Source organism: Curtobacterium sp. MCBD17_019, from assembly GCF_003234555.1.
GTDB lineage: Bacteria > Actinomycetota > Actinomycetes > Actinomycetales > Microbacteriaceae > Curtobacterium.
This window is the reverse complement of the sequence record NZ_QKTT01000006.1, coordinates 188,784-205,041: the sequence shown is the minus strand read 5'-3', so window position 1 is coordinate 205,041 and position 16,258 is coordinate 188,784. Positions and strand designations below refer to the sequence as shown.

The following is a 16,258-nucleotide window of genomic DNA, read 5'->3' as shown; positions in this document are numbered from 1 at the left end:
CCACCAGCAAGGAGCCCCACATGCCCGCCACCCCCGCCGCCCTCGAGGCGTTGCGGCTCGACCTGGTCGACCTGCTCGGTGACCGCGGCGTCAGTGCCGACCCGAAGACCCGCGAGCGCGCGTCGGTCGACGAGGCGACGATGAGCCCGATCCTCACCGAGCAGCTGCCCCTCGGCCTCGCCGACCTCGTCGCCTACCCGGCCAGTGCCGACGCGATCGCGCAGACGGTGCAGGCGGCGGCACGGCACGGCGTCCCGGTGACGACGCGCGGCAAGGGCACCGGCAACTACGGGCAGGGCATCCCGCTCGACGGCGGTCTCGTGCTCGACACCTCGCGTGCCCGCGCGGTCGTCGAGGTCGGGGACGGCGTCATCACGGCCGAGGCCGGCACCCCGATGGTGATGATGGAGCAGGCCGCGGCCGCGCAGGGCCAGCAGCTGTGGATGTACCCGTCCACCGCGCAGTCGACGATCGGCGGCTTCCTGTCCGGCGGCTCGGGCGGGACCGGGTCGATCTCCCACGGCTCGAACTGGGAGGGATTCGTCACCGCCCTCGACATCGCGCTCCCGGGTGAGGACGGCCTCCTCCACGTCGAGGGGGACGAGGCCCAGACGTTCGTGCACACCTACGGCACCGCCGGGGTCATCGCGCGGGCCACGGTCCGGCTCGAGCCGCTGCAGGACTGGCGCGCGGTCTACGCGAGCTTCCCGACGTTCGAGCGGGCCCTGACCGCCGTCCGGACGCTCCGCGGCCTGACGCCCGCGCCCCGGCTCGTCAGCGCGGACCGTGCCGAGATCGCCGCCACGCTCCCGAAGGACACGCCCGTGGTGGCGGGTGCGGCGAGCCTGCGCGGCATCATCGACGCCACCGCGCTCGAGGACGCGACCGGGCTCATCGAGGTCGCCGGCGGCACGGTCGTCGAGGTCCGCGAGGGCCTGCAGCAGACCACGAAGGTGTCGATGCTCTCGTACAACCACCCGATCTGGTGGCTCAAGCGGAACACGCCCGACACCGTGTACTTCCACGTCGAGGTCGGCGGCGAGGCGCTCATCGACCGGATCGCCGACGTCGAGGGCGTCTACCCGGGCGGCATGCTCCACATCGAGGCCGCCCACCGGTTCCCGATCGGCATGCTCACCGCGCCGTACACCGGAGCCGACGACGTGTACGCCGGGTACCCGCTGCTCGAGGCCCTCGGCGTGCGGGTGCACAGCCCGCACCAGTACTACGTCGACCACGGCGTCGAGGACCTCGTGGCGCTCAAGCAGCGGACCGATCCCGAGGGCGTGCTCAATCCCGGACACATCGTCGACCCCGCGCTCGTCGACCCCGCGCTCGTCGTCACGGGCGGCTCGACGGCCTCGGCGCAGCCCGCGTCGGCCGCCTCGACCGGCATCCCGGGGTTCGGCAAGTGAGCACGCGCAAGCTCGCCGAGCTGCCCGGGCCGGACGTCGCCGCCCGGTTCGGCCCGGACACCATCGTCGTGCAGCCGACCGGCGCGGTCGAGCACCACGGCCCGCACCTGCCGCTCGTCACCGACTTCCTGCTCGCCGACCACATCGGCGGCGCAGCGGTCGAGCGAGCGGCCGACGAGGGCCTCGACGTCTGGCAACTGCCGACCCTGGCGTTCACGAAGTCCGACGAGCACAGCTGGGCTCCCGGTACCGTCTGGCTCGACGCCGACACGATGTTCGACACGGTCGTCCAGATCGGGCGGGCGGTCGCGCTCATGGGCGCCGGGACGCTCGTGTTCGCGAACGGCCACGGCGGCAACACGGCACTCCTCCAGGTGGCGCTCCGCGAGATCCGCCGACGGACGGGGCTGAAGACGTTCCTCATGCCGACGCTCGCCCGTGTCCCGGGACCCGACGGCGAGGACGCCGACGAGCGCGGCCTCGGCATCCACGGCGGTGCCGCGGAGACGTCGATGATCCTGCACCTGCGTCCGGACCTCGTGGACCTCGCCCGAGCGGACCGCTGGGTGCCGGACCACATCGCCGACTTCGAGCGCATCGCGTTCAACGGCGGCCCGGTCAGCTTCGGCTGGCTCTCGAACGACTTCGGCACGCCCGGTGTGGTCGGGGACGCCAGCCGTGCGAGCGCCGAGTACGGGAAGCTCCTGTGGGACGTGTCGCTCGACCAGGCCGTCGCGTCCCTGCACGAGATCGCCCGGTTCGACCCCGCGGTCCCGCGGTGACGGACGGGGGCGTCGTCGTCGGCGGGCTCGCCCACGGCGCCGACGCGGACGACGACGTCCCCGTGGACCCGCTCGCGCTCGCCGCGCGCTGGCTGCCGGCGCCCGGATCCGGTGGGACCCCGACCATGACGTTGTCGACGATCGGGCTCGACGGCTACCCCGCCGCGCGCACGGTCCTCATGTCCCTGTTCGACGGCCGTCGCGTGCACTTCCACACCGACAGCCGCAGCCGGAAGGCCGCCGAGATCGCCGCGGTGCCCCGTGCCACCGTGACGCTCGTCTGGCCCGAGCTGGCTCGGCAGCTCGTCGTCACCGGCGACGTCGAGCGCGTCACCGACCGGGAGGCCCGGGACGCCTACACCGCGCGGAGTCGCTACCTGCAGGTGCTCGCCTGGCTCAACGACGACGACCTCGCCGCGGTCGAGGCCGACCACCGCCGGACGCGCTGGGCTGCCTTCGACGCCGACCGCCCCGACCTGGATCCACCGACCACGTGGGCCGGCTACGCGATCACCCCGGTGCGGATGGTGTTCTGGCGGGGCGCCGCGGATGCACCGAGCAACCGGCTCCGCTACGACCGGACGGACGCCGGATGGACGGTCGCACGCGCAGCGGGCTGATCCAGGGCCCTGCCCCCGGTCGCCGGCATCAGGTGAACGACGGACGCTTCCGGAACCACTCGACCAGGGCACGACCGCGCGACGCGTTCCGGTGCTCGTCCCGACCGGCCACGGTCAGGTCGGAGAACCCCGCGACCGCGGTCATGTCCGCGTCCGCCGGCTGGAACGCCATCGACCACCCGGGGAACGCCCGTTCGTCGAGCGGGTCCTCGCAGAGCAGCCGCACGTCCGTGTGTCGGGGGTCCCGCCGGATCACCTCGAACCGCTCGCGCACGGCGTCGTCCGGGCCCTCGAGGACCTGGATGAACCGGCCGTCGCGGTGTGCCAGGACCCCGGTGATCTCGAGCGCCGTGTTGCGGGTGCGCGCGTCGGTGAGGATCGCGGACAACTCGTCGTCCGAGAGCGGTCGGACACTCGTGCTCATGTAGACCAGGGACAGCATGGGGATCCTCATTCCGGGCGGGGCGGCCTCGATCCGCCGGTCGGCCCGCGAACCACGGCCGCACGACGGTGCTCCGCCAGTGAATCCGCACCGCGGTCCGCCGCACAAGCCCCGCCTTCGGGGCCCAGGGCGCCGGCGGTCCCCGCGCGGTAGCCTCCGGGGTGTGCCACCGACGGCGCGGCCCGTCGAGCACCATTCCGGCCGTCACCGTCCCGTCGATCGCCGTCGGCGTCCGGCACGTCCGCGCGACCACCAGGAGCAGCACCGCCATGACCCGAACCGTCCTCGTCGCCGGAGCCACCGGTGACCTCGGTCACCGCATCGTCCGTGCGCTCCTGGAGCGGGACGTGCGGGTCCGCGTCCTCACCCGTCCGGGCAGCACCGCCGCCGACGAGCGGTACGGGTCCGACGACCGCGTCGAGGTCGTCGCCGCTGCGTACTCCCACCGGGAGGCCCTGACCCGCGCGGTCACGGGTGTCGAGTCCGTCGTCTCCGCCGTGAGCGGCGTGCGCCCCGTCATCGTCGACGCCCAGCGGGCACTGCTCGCCGCCGCGGTCGCCGCGGGCGTGCCCCGGTTCGTCCCGTCCGACTACTCCTCGGACTACCGCCGCATCGCCGTGGGCAGCAACCGCAACTTCGAGCTCCGCCGTGAGTTCGCGGCGGACGTGGACGCCGCGCCGATCCGTGCGACCTCCGTGCTCAACGGCGCGTTCACCGACATGCTCACCGGGCAGGCGCCGATGATCGCGTTCGGGCGCCACCGCGTCATGTACTGGTCGTCACCCGACCAGGTGCTCGACTTCACCACCAAGGACGACGTCGCCCGTGTGACCGCGCTCGTGGCCCTCGACGAGGACGCACCGCGTGTCGTTGAGGTCGCTGGCGACCGCGTCTCCGCCCGGGACGTCGCCCGCACGCTCACCGAACTGACCGGCACGCCCTTCGGGCTGCAGTGGGCCGGCACCACCGGGTCCCTGTCCGTCATGAGCAAGGTGGTCCGCCGACTGTCCCGCAGCGACCAGGACACGTTCCCGGCGTGGCAGGGGATGCAGTACTTCGTGAGCATGTTCAGCGGGCAGGCGCAGCTCCGCCACGTCGACAACGACCGCTACGGGCCGTACCCGTGGACCACGGTGCGCGACGTGCTCGCCGACCACCTGGCGGCGGACGAGGCGCGCGTGGCCTGAGCGGGCCTCCCGGGCGCCCCTGCTGAGCCGCGGACCGCGTGCGCGGGCGCGGTCAGAGCACGACATCGCACACGACCGTCGGCGGTGGTGCACCGTCGTGCCGCGCGGCGTACGCGCGCAGCGTCGCGGCCTTGCCGCCCCCGGTCGAGGCGAGCCGCTCGAGGTGCGGGAGCAACCAGCGCGACGCGTCGTCCTCGTCGAGGCGGTCTGCGAAGTGCTGGAGGAACTCGTCCACGCACCAGACCGCGGTGTGCGAGGTCTCGCCCTCGCATTCGGAGTAGGAGACGAGCCGTTCGTCGAACGCGATCCAGACCCTCCGTTCGCACACCGCGTCACCGGGGACCGGCGTGCGCGTCCACTCGGCCACTCGGTGGAACAGCGTCGGCCGCACCGGCTGCGGCAGTCCCTGCCCGTTCGGACGGGTCGGATGTCGCGGACGGGACGAACGCGACCGACCCCCGGACGCGATCGACCCCGGGACACTACGGATCGACATGGGCCCTCCCCCACGGGCACACGGAACCACCGGATGCCCGTCACGATCCTAGAGCGGGAGGACGAAAAGTGACGAATCCACCGCTTTGGCTCGTGCTCGGAGGACCGCCAGGAGCGTCGTCACCTCCAGATGCTGACCCAGTCGACGTCCACGTGTCCGGTCGCCGTGGCCGGGACGGCGCCCTCACCGATCCAGGTCTCCGCCTGCAGGGTGAGCCGGAAGGCGGTGGTCGGGACGGCGTTCGTCACGGAGTCGACGAGGGTGCCGTCCCAGGAGAACCGGACGACGCCGTGGTCCCACTCGGTGGTCGCGGTGTGCCAACCCGTCGTGTCGGACCCGGCGTACTTGGTGACGGCTGGCGCGAAGCTCATCCGCCCGTTCGCGTAGGTACCCGGGATGGCGGACGCAGGGCGCGGGGTGCCGCCCAGGTCCGCCTCGGGCCAGTCGATCTCGCCTTCGTTCCAGTTGTCGTCCTCGGGCCAGAGGATGCCGACGAACTTGTAGCCGGGGGTCTTCGTCGTCTTGTAGCGGACCGAGACGCGGCCCGTGGTCAACGGCAGGTAGTTGTCCGGGACGACCGTGGAGACGAGCGGCTGTCCGTTCTCGCTGTGCAGATCGAAGTCCAGCTCGCCGCCGGACACGGACAGGACCTTGTTCGGCGCGTACTGCCCGAGCCCCGACGTGTCCCTCGAGCCGTCGTACGCGGACAGGTCGTGGTACGTCGACAGCACCGTGCCGACCGCGGCGGGGGTCGTGAAGTCCTGCGCGTACGCCTGCTTCCACACGCGACCGTTCGACGTCACGTCGCCCTTCGGCATCGCCACCCCGGACGGGCTGGTGGTGACGTTCGCGCCGCTCACCGGTGCCGGTGCCGTGCCCGTGGCGGTGATCGTGACCGTCTTGCACCCGAGCGCGGTGTTCGAACCCGCGCCGGTGTTCACCGCGGTGACGCACACCGACTGCGCTCCGGACTTCGACGTCGTCAGGCTGCCGGAGTAGCCGTGGTCCCCGCTGACGTGCTTGGCCCGGTCGACGTCGGCACGGGCGCCGGTGGCCTGCAGGGTGCCGACGGCCACACCACCGACCGTCACGGTGACGCTGTTGCTCGCGGCCGCGCTGCTCGGGTCGTAGGTCCACCCCGCGACACCGACCGTGCCCGTACCACCCGAGGCCGTGTCGAACGCGCCGACCGGGTTCGCGGCGGTGATCGTGACGGTCTTGCAGCCGAGGTTCGTGTCGGTCCCCGCGCCCGTGTTCACCGCCGTGACGCAGACCGACTGCGCACCCGTCTTCGCGGTGGTCAGGGTCCCGGAGAACCCGTGGTTCCCGCTGACATGCCTGGCCCGGTCGACGTCCGCTCGGACCCCGGTGGCCCGGAGCGTTCCGGCGTTCGTGCCACCGACGGTGACGGTGACGCTGTTGCTCGACGCCGCGCTGCTCGGGTCGTCGGTCCACCCGACGACGGTGACCGCGCCCGCACCGCCCGATGCCGTGTCGAACGCGCCCACGGGGTTCTGCGTGGCCGCGTTCGCCGGCTCGACGCTCGCACCCACGGCGAGGGCGGCGAGGGCGACGGCCACGGTCGCGGCGAAGGCACGCGTCGCGGTCCGGAGGCGGACGGGGTGACGGGATCCCGAGCGGGGCATGACGTTCCTGACGACGTGGTTCGGCGCGGTCGTGCGTCGGGTCACACGGGAGCAGGGAAACATGCGTCGGGTACACACGTGCGGAGCTGTTGCCCATGACAACAGGTTCGGCGGCGCGCGCGTAGTGCCCAGTTCGGGGGCTTCCGGACGCATTCGGCGATCAGGGACCGGATCAGTGTTGCTTCGTATTCGAAGCAGGTGTACGGATCTGGTATCGCTTCGAGTTCGAAGCAGTGAGCGAAGGAGTCCACCATGAAGGCAGTCCAGTTCCACGAGGTCGGCGGTCCCGAGGTCCTCGAGGAGGTCGAGATCGAGCAGCCCACCCCGGGCGCCGGGCAGGTGCGGGTCCGCGTCTCGGCATCCGCCTACAACGCGGCCGACGCCGGGATGCGCGGCGGGTTCCTCCCCATCCCGATCGCGCTGCCCCACGTGCCCGGGTACGACGTGTCCGGCACGGTCGACGCGATCGGCGAGGACGTCGACGGGCTCGCCGTCGGCGACGCCGTGATCGGCTTCCTGCCGATGGAGCGCGACGGTGGCGCGGCGGAGTACGTCATCGCACCCGCCGAGGCCCTGGTCCCCGCCCCGACGAGCATCCCGCTCCCCGACGCAGCCGCGCTGCCGTCCGTCGCGTTGACCGCATGGCAGGCGCTCTTCGACGACGGTGGTCTCCACGCCGGTCAGCGCGTCCTCATCGTCGGCGCCGGTGGCGTCGTGGGGAAGTACGCGATCCAGCTCGCCAAGCGCGCCGGCGTGTTCGTCAGCGCGACCGCCAGCCCCCGCAGCATCGACGCCGTCCGCGCGGCCGGCGCCGACCAGGTCATCGACCACACGGACGCCGATCTGCTCGCCTCCGTCGACGGCCAGTTCGACGTGTTGCTCAACCTCGCACCGATCGACCCGGAGCAGTTCGCCGCGGACGTCGCCGCCGTCCGCGACGGAGGCGTGGTCGTCAGCACGACGGCGTTCATGGCCACGCCCGACGACGAGTCCCGCGGCGTGCGGTCATCGACGGTGTTCGTGCTGCCGAACCGCGAACGCCTCGCCGAACTGGTGTCCCTGGTCGACGACGGCGCGCTCACCGTCGAGGTCACCCGTCGGATCCCGCTGGGCGACCTGCCCGCGCTCCACGCGGAAGCCGAGGCCGGTCGGATCGCCGGGAAGGTCATCGTCCTCCCCTGACCGGTGACAGGGACCGTCGTCCCCGGTTCTGCCGGGGCGTCCCTCCGCTGCACCGCGTGGCGCGGCGTGGCGGAGGGAGGGAACGGCAGCCCCCGTCACGCTCCGGCCGCGGGACCTAACGTCGTCGTCATGGACATGATCACACTCAACAACGGCGTCCAGCTGCCGCCGATCGGCTTCGGCGTCTTCCAGAGTTCCCCCGAGGACACCGTCGAGGCGGTCCGCACCGCGCTCGACGTCGGCTACCGCCACATCGACACCGCAGCTGCGTACGGCAACGAGCGTGAGGTCGGCCAGGCGGTCCGCGCCTCCGGCCTCGACCGGGACGAGATCGTCATCGAGACGAAGGTGTTCCCGTCCGACTACGGGTACGACGAGGCCCTGCACGCGTTCGAGAAGGCCACCGGCAAGCTCGGCATCGACACCATCGACGTCTTCATCCTCCACCAGCCCGCACCCGACCGGTTCGAGAAGACCGTGCAGGCGTACAAGGCCCTGGAGTCGCTGTACGCCGAGGGCAAGGTCCGCGCGATCGGCGTGAGCAATCCTCGAGATGCCGTTGCGGAACGAATCCGGCGACGGCGATCCCGAGCGCGTCCGCCTCGGCACGCATCGCCAGCTTCAGATCCGGCTGGTCCGTCGGCACCCTTCCCCCGATGTGCATGTCGTGCAGTCTGCCAGGGTCCGTCCCGAGCGGTCCTGCGCCATGATCGAGCCATGAGCGCAGATCACGCCACCCACCCTCGCGTCGTCGCAGTGAGCAGGGACGGTGCCCATCGGTTCAGCAAACCGGTGGTGGACGAGGTGGTGCTCGTCGCGGGACTGGGCATCGAGGGTGACGCGCATGCCGGCGTCACCGTTCAGCACCGGTCTCGCGTCGCACGAGACCCGTCCCAGCCGAACCTGCGCCAGGTGCACCTGATCCACGCCGAGCTGTTCGACGACGTGGCGGAAGCGGGATTCCAGGTCGCGCCCGGGCAGATGGGCGAGAACATCACGACTCGCGGGGTCGACCTCCTCGGTCTTCCGACAGGCACGCTGCTGCACCTGGGCGCGGATGCTCGTGTCCGCATCACGGGCCTCCGGAATCCGTGCCAGCAGATCAACGAGTTCGAGCCCGGTCTCCTGCGGGCGGTGCTCGGGCGGGCCGACGACGGCTCCGTCGAACGCAAGGGCGGCGTCATGAGTGTCGTCGTGGCGGGCGGGGTCGTCCGTCCTGGTGACACGATCCGGGTCGAGCTGCCCACCGGCGAGCTGCAGCCGCTCGGTCCGGTCTGACCGCCGCGACCGGCTGACCTCCCGATGTCCGAGGATCCGACGGTGCTGCAGCACGTGTGGCTCGTCCGCCACGGCGAGCAGGTGCGGCGATGCGACGGAGAGCTCACGATGCGCGGGACGCAGCAGGCCGGAGCGGTGATGCGGCGCCTCCGGACCGAGCCGATCGGGAGGATCGTCATCAGCCCGGCACGGCGCACGCGTGAATCGGCGATGCCGCTGCTGACCGAGCGCCCCGCGGTCCCTGTCCGAGTGGACGGCCGGGCGCGTGAGCGCATGGAGTACGACCCCCCAGTCGTCGACGACGCATCGTGGGAGGCGTTCCGCGACGCCTGGGACCGCACTGAGCGCGACCGGGACCTCGTTCCGGCCGTCGGCGATTCGTCGCGCGCCGCCGCGGCACGGCTCCGTCACCTGATCGACGAATCGCTGCCGGACGCAGGTGACCTCGTCGTGATCACGCACGGCGGCATCATCCGCGACCTCCTGCGCGACATCCTCTCCGACGAGGAGATGCGATCGCTCCGCCCCGACGCCCTCGCGGGTCTCCAGCACGGGTCGATCACACGTCTCGACGTCGTCGCCCGCGGCTACCACGTCGGCGGGATCGGCACGACGGAGCACCTGCCGAGGTCGCTCCCGGCGGATCCGCGTCAGTGAGACGGGCGTGTGAGCTCCTCCGACGCCCTCCAAAGCCGATCCGCCGCGTCGGGATCGAGCGCCCACGCCTTCACCCCGTGGGGGTGATCCGCGAGACTCGCGTCGTTCGGAACCGTGTAGGCCTCCTGACAGTCGTCGAGGTAGTGCCCGCCGGTGTGAGCGAACTCGGGCGCGACCGCGGCGACCGTGGTGGTCGCGGCGCCCTGCTCGACCGTCTTGTACGCGAACACGCCAGCGGCTTCGGCGGCTTCCAACGACGCCGTCTGCGCCGCCGAGAAGTGCCGCTGGAGCCCGGTGGCGATCCCGCCCGGGTTGACGGCGTTCGCGACGATGCCGTCGTCCGCCCAACGGCGCGTCGCCGCCACGGCGAACAGGGAGTTCGCGGTCTTGGCTCGTGCGTAGGCGATCTGGGGATCGTACTCGGATCGGGTGAAGTCGAGGTCGTCGAGGTCGACGTTCGCCCGCATGTGCGCGGTGGAACTGAGCGCGACGATCCGGGCGCCGTCGCGCTCCGCGGCGCCTCTGGCGAGTGACCGTCGAAGACCATCCGCGAGCGCGTGGTGGCCGAGGTGATTCGTGGCGAACTGCAGCTCACGCCCTTCCGCCGTCCGCTCGAGTCCCGCGCTCACGACACCGGCGTTGTTGACGAGCAAGTGCAGCGGAGCCTCCCAATGCGCCACGAAGGCGGCCACGGAGGCGCGATCCGCGAGGTCGAGGTGACGCACGTCCGGCCGGCGGCCCGTCGAACGGGCGACGACGTCGGCCACCGCCGTGCCGGCAGACGTGTTCCTGACGGCGAGCGTGACCGCAGCGCCGGCGGCGGTGAGGGCGCGAGCCGTCTCCACGCCGAGTCCCGACGACGCGCCCGTGACGATCGCGCGCAGACCGGTCAGATCGACGTCGACCAGGACGTCAGCGGCGGTGGACTCGGCGTCGAACCGCGTTCGGATGAGCGGAAGGGGCATGCGGGCAACTGTACCCACTGGACAGGTTCTGTCTATTCGGTATGGGAGGCGGTATCATCGGCGGCATGATCGACACCTCCACCGGCACGGATGTGGGACGCCGTCGAACCGTGCTCGAATCAGCGCTCGACACGTTCGCACAAGCGGGATACCGGCGGACATCGATGGACGTCATCGCGCGAGCAGCACGGATCTCCCGCCCGGGGTTGTACTTCTTGTTCGAGTCGAAGGAGGCGTTGTTCCGGGAGGCCGCCGCACACGTCCTGACCCAGGATCTGGCAGCGATCGAACAGCTCCTCGCGGACGACACGCGGCCCATCGCCGACCGCCTGCTCGACGCGTTCGACCGGTGGGCCGGACGGTACGTCGGACCGATGGTGCGCGACGTGTCAGCCGTGATCGCCGACAACCCGGAACTCCTCGATGACACGGCCCGTGAGGCTCCCGCCCGGTTCGAGGCGATGGTGACCGCGGCGATCAGCGACCACTGCGAGGCGGCAGCGGATGTCGCACGAACGCTCAGCAGCGTGTCGGTGGGGCTGAAACACCAGGTCGACACCCGCGACGAGTACCGGGCGCGGCTCGAGGTGGCGATCCGGCTCGTTCTGCCGACAGCGGCGACAGCGGATACGGCAGGATGAGTCGACGCGGCAGCGAGGGGAAACGTGCCGCACGAGGGGGCACCATGCGCACACTGCTGGTCGCTGTCACTGCCACATGCGCAGTGATCGCGTTGACGGGATGTTCGACCGCCGCGCCGCATCACGCCGCGCGGAGCACCGCCGCACACACCACGAGAGCCGCCTCGACACCCACCCCCGACCCGGGCATCGCGGTGACCTGCGCCGGGCTGACGGAGCTCGAGACGGACCTGTCGGCCGCCGGCATCGAGCGCAGTGCGGGCACCATCCAGGACGCCGGCTACGCCGCGATCGTCAACCTGACACCGACCGTGGTGTCGGGGATGCTGCGGACCCCGAACCGCGGCCTGGTCGCCGACCTCACCAGCATCCAGGACGCGATCGCCAGTTCCCCGCCGGTCGTCGCGTCGGCGCAGTTCGACCCGGATGCGCCCGCGTTCAGCGCGGGGATGCGACGGGCACAGCGCGATTGTGCGGCCAACGGCACACCGCTCGTCGCGGACGCGCCCGCCGGCCAAGGGTGATCCCGGCCTGCGAGCCCCCGACCGCGAGACCAGCGACCCTCAGTCGTCCGGGGCCATGCAGAGGAACCCGAGGTTGTTCCCGTCCGGGTCCTCGAGGTCGCGGGAGTACATGAACCCGAGGTCCTGCGCGGGTTGGGGCTCGTGCCCACCGGCGGCGATCCCCTTCTCCACGATCGCATCGACCTCGTCGCGGGAGTCGCGTGTCAGGTTGAGGCCGACCTGCGCATGGGTCCGTGGGTCGGCGATCTCCTTCGTGGTCATCGTCGCGAAGAAGTCTCGTGCGACGACCATCAGGTGCAGGTTGTCGGCGAGCTCGAAGCACGTTCCGTGCTCATCGGAGAAGTCCGGGTTGACGGGGAACCCCAACGCTTCGTAGAAGGCAGCCGATCGCGCCAGATCAGCTGACGTGATGCTCACCCACATGCTGCTCGTCATCGATGCCTCCGGGGTCGTCGCCGTCGCGAGCCAGCCTGCTCGGTCCGGATCCGCTCGTCAACGGGCGCATCAGATCCCCAGCGCATCCGAGTCGACCGGACGGTTCGACGACGCGGGTCACCGAGCGTGGTGCCATGGTGGCGGCCGAGCGCGGAGATCGACAACCGCCACCGGCCCGTAGTCCACGTGCGGACGGTGCGGTAGTGCCACCGAGTGATGCACGGAGCGGCGGAAGCGCGGCGTCGAGCGCGGGTTGGCTACGCTCGGCCCATGTCCGACGCCGGAGGGGACCCCCGTTTCGTGATCGCCGCCGACGCCGGGGGCACGTTCTCCCGCGTCGGGTGTTTCGCCCTCGACGGCAGCCTGCTCGGCTCCGCCACGGGTCGAGGCGGGAGTCCGTACCACCAGGCGGACGCCGCGGCGAACGTCGCGGACACGACGGTCCGCGCGTTGCAGGACGCCGGCCGCGACGCTGCTGACGCTGTCGCGCTCGTCGCCGGGCTGGCGATGGTGAGCCGTGCCGGTTCGAACCAGGGCGACGGCGACAACGGCTGGGCCGACGACTTCTTCCGCGTGCCGGGGCTGCGGTGCGAACGGCTCATCTTGAACGACGCGGTCGTCGCGCACCGCGGCGCCCTGCTCGGTGCCCCGGGGATCATGGTCGTCACCGGCACCGGCTCGATGATCCTCGCGATCGACGCGGACGGGACCGAGATCGAGAGCGGGCAGTTCGAGCACTACGCCGGGGCGGCTCGGCACCTGGCCTACGAGGCGGTGCAGCTCATCCTGCTCGGCGCCGCCGGTCCGGACGACGACGAGTTCGTCGCGGCGATCCTCCGCTCCTGGGGCGCGGACGACGTGCCGGGACTCCGCCACGTCATCCTCGGCCTCGCGCACGTGGACCGGATGGAGGTCCGGCACCGGTTCGGCGCACTCGCGCCCCTCGTGACCGAGGCCGCCGACCGATCGCCACTGGCGGATCGGGCGCTCCGCGACCTCGCCCGCAAGACCGCCCGCGGCGTCGGACTGCTCGCTCCCCTCATCGGCGGCGACCGCGTGACGGTGTCGACGACGGGTGGTCTGGCGACGACGCCGGCGTTCACCGCCCGCCTCGCGGACGCGCTCGATGAGGACACGTACGCACCGGTGGCGCTCGTGCCGGCCGTGCTCGACGCGCTCCGCGGTGCAGCGCTGATCGCGTACGGGACCGTCGGGGCGGCCACCAACCGGTCCGTCATCGACCGTCTCCGCGAGAGCCAGCAGGACGTTCGACCCGACGGCACCGTCGCTCGATCGTGACGTCGCCAGGCCGCCTGATCCGCCATGCTCGTGCCATGTCGGTAGGGAGGCCCGTGGTGGCGGTGGCCGCAGCGCTCGCCATGGTCGCGGTGCTGCTCCTCAGCGCGTGCTCCGCGTCTCGCCCGTCCGATCCCGTCCGGGCGGCGCGCGCCCTCCCTGATGCGCCGGCGTGGGTCGCGAAGCCGACCGGCACCGACTGCGGCAGCGCACGTCTCGAGGTCGGCGACCTCGCGTTGCCGGAGCGGAGCCTCCGCTGCCTCACGGATGCGCATGACGCCGGAGGCTCGGCGACGGTCAGCTGGGTCGAGCTCACCACCGAGGGCGACCCGGTACCGACCTTCGTCCGCATGACGTCGTCGGGCGTCTCCGTGGCGTCCACCTCGGCGTTCGACGCCTACGGCCAGGGCGGCTGGACGACCTGGCGATGCGCTGACCTGCAGGAGTTCCTCCGCAGCCGTACGTGCGCTGCGCCGACGGACGCGGGCCGGTGAGATCGGGACAGGCCGCGACGGAGCTCGGAGCGCCTTCACGGTGGCGTCTCGCTCGGTAGCGTGGGGCGATGGAACCGGTGACGCTCCGAACGCCGCGGCTCGTCCTCAGCCCGCAGACGACCGAGGACGCGGATCAGATCGTGGCGTGCTGCCAGGACCCGGACGTCATCGCGTTCACCCCGATACCGGTGCCCTACGGACGCGACGAAGCTGAGTCGTTCGTCCGGCAGGTCGAAGCGGGATGGCGGGACGGGACCCGGTTCGAGTTCGCGGTCCGCCCGCGAGCCGACCCCACCAACGTCCTGGGCGCGGTGAGCATCTTCGGTGTCGCAGACGGAGCCGGAGAAGTCGGGTACCTGCTCGCGCCCGCCGGTCGCGGCCACGGCTTCATGACCGAAGCGGTCAGCGCGATCCTCGACTGGGCGTTCGCCGGTCCTCCCGACGGTCTCGGGCTCAGCCGTGTGCAGTGGCATGCCCTCCCTGAGAACGAGGCTTCCGCTCTGGTCGCGCAACGATGTGGGTTCCGCCTCGAAGGACGGCTCCGATCAGCCCTGACACATCGAGGGACGCGCCGTGACCAGCTCCTGGCGGCGGTGCTCCGGACGGACGACCGCCGGCAGCCGATCCGTTGGGACGACGGTCAGCAGTAGCTCAGACGAGCCATCACCAACAGGCACCCGTCGACCATGAGCGGACCGGTCACCCCCACCGGGGCTCGTCGACGACGACGTGGTACCGGTCCGCGTTCTGGCCCCGCAGTGCTTGGAGCAGGCCGCGCACCTCCGCGAGCCAATCGGTGTCGCCGGTACCGTCGATGGGGAGCTCGTCCACGTCGTACCGTGCGACCCAGCCGCGGAGGGCATCGTCGAGGGCGGCCGGAGGTGCGTGCCTGCAGCAACCCGAATGCTGCAGGCACGCACGGGGCCGTTGCGTTCCAGGGCAACCCGAATGCCCGGCATCGCGACGGCACGAACTAGCATAGGACCTCTCGTGGGATGGTCCTGGGGAAATCCCGTCGCCTCCCACGCGCGGATCTCATCCATCCAGTAGTCCGCGTCCTGCGCCCGGGCGATAGTCGCCGCGACGAGGTCCCGCTTGGCCGCCTGCGTGGCGGGTTCGGTGGCGGTCATCCGCGGGCTCCCTCACTCGAAGGGCATTTCGGGGGTTACGACGCGGCGTCCGCGCCCTTGGGCAGGAGGACGAGCTTGCCGCGGGCGTTGCCGCTGCGGCTGATCGTGAGCGCGGTCTGCCAGTCCTCGAGAGGGAACGTGGCGGCGACCGGCACCCGGAAGTGTCCCTCGGCCGCAAGTGCGGCAAACTCCGGCAGGGCCTCGACGCGGTCGGTGAGGTCCTCGGTGGCGGAGGAACGAGTGCCGAGCTCGGCGGCCGCGGCGAAATCGGAGATCGTCAGGACCCGCCTCGGGTCGCCGCCGACGATGCGGATGAGGTCCGGCAGCGCGCCGCCGACCGGCGCGGTGTCGAGGGCGACGTCAACCGGACCGTCCGCGAGTTCCGCGACGCGCCCCACCATGCCGTCGCCATAGGAAGTGACGATGGCGCCGAGATCGCGCAGCTGCTTTGCATAGGTCTCGCCCGCGGTCGCGATGACGTGCATGCCCCGGAGGAGCGCGATCTGCACGGCCGCGAACCCGATCGTGCTCCCGGCGCCGTGCACGAGGATCGTCTTGCCCGGTTCGAGTCCGAGCCAGCGCAGGTGCGCGTAGGCGGTGTCGACGGTCATCGGCAGCGCCGCGGCCTGCACGAGGTCGAGCCCCTCCGGGACGGGGAACCACCGGTTCATCACCGCCCAGTCGGACGCGCCCGCGGACGGCGAGTTCGCCCAGTCGGCAGTGCCGAACACCACGTCGCCGACGGAGACGCCCACGACCCCGTCGCCGACGGCATCGACGGTGCCCGCGACGTCGCAGCCAACGCCGCGCGGTAGGGACCCCGCGAAGAGGCCACCGCACAGCGCCCAGTCGGCTGGTGCGAGTCCGGCAGCGCGCACGCGTACACGGATCCGGCCGGACCCTGGCTCGGGTACCGGCGCCGTCTCGAACCGGAGGACTGCCTCCGGCTCGCCGTACTCGTGGAACCGCAGGGTGCGCATTGTGTCTGTCATCGGAGTCTCCCGGTCTGTCAAGCGTTGCGACAGGCACTGACGCAACGAATCGTCGGTCGCTGACCTTACGTTCTGT

General features: G+C 71.6%; 19 protein-coding genes and 1 pseudogene. 13 read left to right on the top strand and 7 right to left on the bottom strand.

The window, feature by feature from the left end; genetic code table 11:
- The first annotated feature begins 20 nt into the window (after positions 1-20).
- Genes DEI82_RS08150 through DEI82_RS08140 form a run of 3 tightly spaced genes read left to right on the top strand, consistent with a single transcriptional unit; the run spans position 21 to position 2,817 of the window.
- Entirely contained in the window at positions 21-1,415 is a 1,395-nt protein-coding gene (locus DEI82_RS08150; RefSeq protein ID WP_111012442.1) for an FAD-binding oxidoreductase, read from the top strand.
- Entirely contained in the window at positions 1,412-2,197 is a 786-nt protein-coding gene (locus DEI82_RS08145; RefSeq protein WP_111008904.1) for a creatininase family protein, read from the top strand. Before DEI82_RS08150 ends, DEI82_RS08145 begins: the two co-directional genes overlap by 4 nt.
- On the top strand, positions 2,194-2,817 hold the full coding sequence (locus DEI82_RS08140; protein WP_111036446.1) for a pyridoxal 5'-phosphate synthase: 624 nt from the start codon (positions 2,194-2,196) through the stop codon (positions 2,815-2,817). The genes DEI82_RS08145 and DEI82_RS08140 overlap by 4 nt, the downstream gene beginning before the upstream one ends.
- 28 nt (positions 2,818-2,845) lie before the next feature.
- Here the strand turns inward: DEI82_RS08140 and DEI82_RS08135 are convergent, their stop codons facing one another.
- Complete coding sequence (locus DEI82_RS08135) at positions 2,846-3,259, bottom strand: BLUF domain-containing protein (RefSeq protein WP_181435147.1); 414 nt, start codon at positions 3,257-3,259, stop codon at positions 2,846-2,848.
- A 269-nt stretch (positions 3,260-3,528) separates the two neighbouring features.
- Between DEI82_RS08135 and DEI82_RS08130 the strand changes: the two genes are divergently transcribed.
- Positions 3,529-4,446: an NmrA family NAD(P)-binding protein gene (locus tag DEI82_RS08130; RefSeq protein WP_111008902.1), complete on the top strand. Its 918-nt coding sequence runs from the start codon at positions 3,529-3,531 to the stop codon at positions 4,444-4,446.
- Positions 4,447-4,498: 52 nt separating this feature from the next.
- Here the strand turns inward: DEI82_RS08130 and DEI82_RS08125 are convergent, their stop codons facing one another.
- Positions 4,499-4,813, bottom strand: a complete 315-nt coding sequence (locus tag DEI82_RS08125; protein ID WP_146242863.1) for a hypothetical protein — start codon at positions 4,811-4,813, stop codon at positions 4,499-4,501.
- 248 nt (positions 4,814-5,061) lie between these two features.
- Positions 5,062-6,588 (bottom strand): glycoside hydrolase family 16 protein, encoded by a 1,527-nt coding sequence (locus tag DEI82_RS08120; protein ID WP_181435146.1) that lies wholly within the window; start codon positions 6,586-6,588, stop codon positions 5,062-5,064.
- A 252-nt stretch (positions 6,589-6,840) separates the two neighbouring features.
- Here DEI82_RS08120 and DEI82_RS08115 point away from each other — a divergent pair, with 252 nt between their 5' ends.
- The 4 genes and pseudogenes from DEI82_RS08115 (at position 6,841) to DEI82_RS08100 (ending at position 9,705) form a co-directional block, all read left to right on the top strand.
- Positions 6,841-7,770 carry an NADP-dependent oxidoreductase gene (locus DEI82_RS08115; protein WP_111036443.1) on the top strand — a complete coding sequence of 310 codons (930 nt, stop codon included), beginning with the start codon at positions 6,841-6,843 and terminating at the stop codon, positions 7,768-7,770.
- A 129-nt stretch (positions 7,771-7,899) separates the two neighbouring features.
- Positions 7,900-8,343, top strand: a pseudogene (locus DEI82_RS08110) (aldo/keto reductase); the annotation flags it as partial.
- A 144-nt stretch (positions 8,344-8,487) separates the two neighbouring features.
- Positions 8,488-9,048, top strand: a complete 561-nt coding sequence (locus DEI82_RS08105; RefSeq protein ID WP_111036458.1) for an MOSC domain-containing protein — start codon at positions 8,488-8,490, stop codon at positions 9,046-9,048.
- A gap of 42 nt (positions 9,049-9,090) precedes the next feature.
- Positions 9,091-9,705 carry a histidine phosphatase family protein gene (locus tag DEI82_RS08100; RefSeq protein WP_181435145.1) on the top strand — a complete coding sequence of 205 codons (615 nt, stop codon included), beginning with the start codon at positions 9,091-9,093 and terminating at the stop codon, positions 9,703-9,705.
- Here DEI82_RS08100 and DEI82_RS08095 read toward each other — a convergent pair.
- The gene (locus DEI82_RS08095) at positions 9,699-10,670 is read right to left on the bottom strand and encodes an SDR family NAD(P)-dependent oxidoreductase (protein WP_111036441.1); all 972 of its coding nucleotides are present in this window, start codon (positions 10,668-10,670) and stop codon (positions 9,699-9,701) included. The two genes, DEI82_RS08100 and DEI82_RS08095, sit on opposite strands and share 7 nt — an antisense overlap.
- Before the next feature lie 65 nt (positions 10,671-10,735).
- On the opposite strand from DEI82_RS08095, the gene DEI82_RS08090 reads away from it, so the two are divergent.
- Both DEI82_RS08090 and DEI82_RS08085 read left to right on the top strand, forming a co-directional pair.
- A complete protein-coding gene (locus DEI82_RS08090) occupies positions 10,736-11,311 on the top strand; it encodes a TetR/AcrR family transcriptional regulator (protein WP_111036457.1) in 576 nt (191 codons plus the stop codon).
- Between the two features lie 44 nt (positions 11,312-11,355).
- Positions 11,356-11,835 carry a hypothetical protein gene (locus tag DEI82_RS08085; protein ID WP_146242862.1) on the top strand — a complete coding sequence of 160 codons (480 nt, stop codon included), beginning with the start codon at positions 11,356-11,358 and terminating at the stop codon, positions 11,833-11,835.
- A gap of 39 nt (positions 11,836-11,874) precedes the next feature.
- Here DEI82_RS08085 and DEI82_RS08080 read toward each other — a convergent pair whose 3' ends face one another.
- Positions 11,875-12,270: a VOC family protein gene (locus DEI82_RS08080; protein ID WP_111036440.1), complete on the bottom strand. Its 396-nt coding sequence runs from the start codon at positions 12,268-12,270 to the stop codon at positions 11,875-11,877.
- Between the two features lie 270 nt (positions 12,271-12,540).
- On the opposite strand from DEI82_RS08080, the gene DEI82_RS08075 reads away from it, so the two are divergent.
- The 3 genes from DEI82_RS08075 (at position 12,541) to DEI82_RS08065 (ending at position 14,710) form a co-directional block, all read left to right on the top strand.
- Complete coding sequence (locus DEI82_RS08075) at positions 12,541-13,569, top strand: BadF/BadG/BcrA/BcrD ATPase family protein (protein ID WP_181435144.1); 1,029 nt, start codon at positions 12,541-12,543, stop codon at positions 13,567-13,569.
- Positions 13,570-13,604: 35 nt separating this feature from the next.
- Complete coding sequence (locus DEI82_RS08070; RefSeq protein WP_146242861.1) at positions 13,605-14,060, top strand: hypothetical protein; 456 nt, start codon at positions 13,605-13,607, stop codon at positions 14,058-14,060.
- Between the two features lie 68 nt (positions 14,061-14,128).
- Positions 14,129-14,710, top strand: a complete 582-nt coding sequence (locus DEI82_RS08065) for a GNAT family N-acetyltransferase (RefSeq protein WP_111036437.1) — start codon at positions 14,129-14,131, stop codon at positions 14,708-14,710.
- A gap of 49 nt (positions 14,711-14,759) precedes the next feature.
- Here the strand turns inward: DEI82_RS08065 and DEI82_RS16500 are convergent, their stop codons facing one another.
- Positions 14,760-14,891, bottom strand: a complete 132-nt coding sequence (locus DEI82_RS16500) for a hypothetical protein (RefSeq protein WP_258372006.1) — start codon at positions 14,889-14,891, stop codon at positions 14,760-14,762.
- Between the two features lie 334 nt (positions 14,892-15,225).
- Complete coding sequence (locus DEI82_RS08060; protein ID WP_220037251.1) at positions 15,226-16,182, bottom strand: NADP-dependent oxidoreductase; 957 nt, start codon at positions 16,180-16,182, stop codon at positions 15,226-15,228.
- Between the last annotated feature and the right edge of the window lie 76 nt (positions 16,183-16,258).

Bases quoted from the DNA above. Each gene is read 5' to 3' on its own strand.
- DEI82_RS08060 (WP_220037251.1), bottom strand. From the start codon at position 16,182: ATGACAGACACAATGCGCACCCTGCGGTTCCACGAGTACGGCGAGCCG.
- DEI82_RS08105 (WP_111036458.1), top strand. From the start codon at position 8,488: ATGAGCGCAGATCACGCCACCCACCCTCGCGTCGTCGCAGTGAGCAGG.
- DEI82_RS08130 (WP_111008902.1), top strand. From the start codon at position 3,529: ATGACCCGAACCGTCCTCGTCGCCGGAGCCACCGGTGACCTCGGTCAC.
- DEI82_RS08065 (WP_111036437.1), top strand. From the start codon at position 14,129: ATGGAACCGGTGACGCTCCGAACGCCGCGGCTCGTCCTCAGCCCGCAG.
- DEI82_RS08135 (WP_181435147.1), bottom strand. From the start codon at position 3,259: ATGCTGTCCCTGGTCTACATGAGCACGAGTGTCCGACCGCTCTCGGAC.
- DEI82_RS08085 (WP_146242862.1), top strand. From the start codon at position 11,356: ATGCGCACACTGCTGGTCGCTGTCACTGCCACATGCGCAGTGATCGCG.
- DEI82_RS08095 (WP_111036441.1), bottom strand. From the start codon at position 10,670: ATGCCCCTTCCGCTCATCCGAACGCGGTTCGACGCCGAGTCCACCGCC.
- DEI82_RS08090 (WP_111036457.1), top strand. From the start codon at position 10,736: ATGATCGACACCTCCACCGGCACGGATGTGGGACGCCGTCGAACCGTG.
- DEI82_RS08070 (WP_146242861.1), top strand. From the start codon at position 13,605: ATGTCGGTAGGGAGGCCCGTGGTGGCGGTGGCCGCAGCGCTCGCCATG.
- DEI82_RS08080 (WP_111036440.1), bottom strand. From the start codon at position 12,270: ATGACGAGCAGCATGTGGGTGAGCATCACGTCAGCTGATCTGGCGCGA.
- DEI82_RS08115 (WP_111036443.1), top strand. From the start codon at position 6,841: ATGAAGGCAGTCCAGTTCCACGAGGTCGGCGGTCCCGAGGTCCTCGAG.
- DEI82_RS08120 (WP_181435146.1), bottom strand. From the start codon at position 6,588: ATGCCCCGCTCGGGATCCCGTCACCCCGTCCGCCTCCGGACCGCGACG.
- DEI82_RS08150 (WP_111012442.1), top strand. From the start codon at position 21: ATGCCCGCCACCCCCGCCGCCCTCGAGGCGTTGCGGCTCGACCTGGTC.
- DEI82_RS08075 (WP_181435144.1), top strand. From the start codon at position 12,541: ATGTCCGACGCCGGAGGGGACCCCCGTTTCGTGATCGCCGCCGACGCC.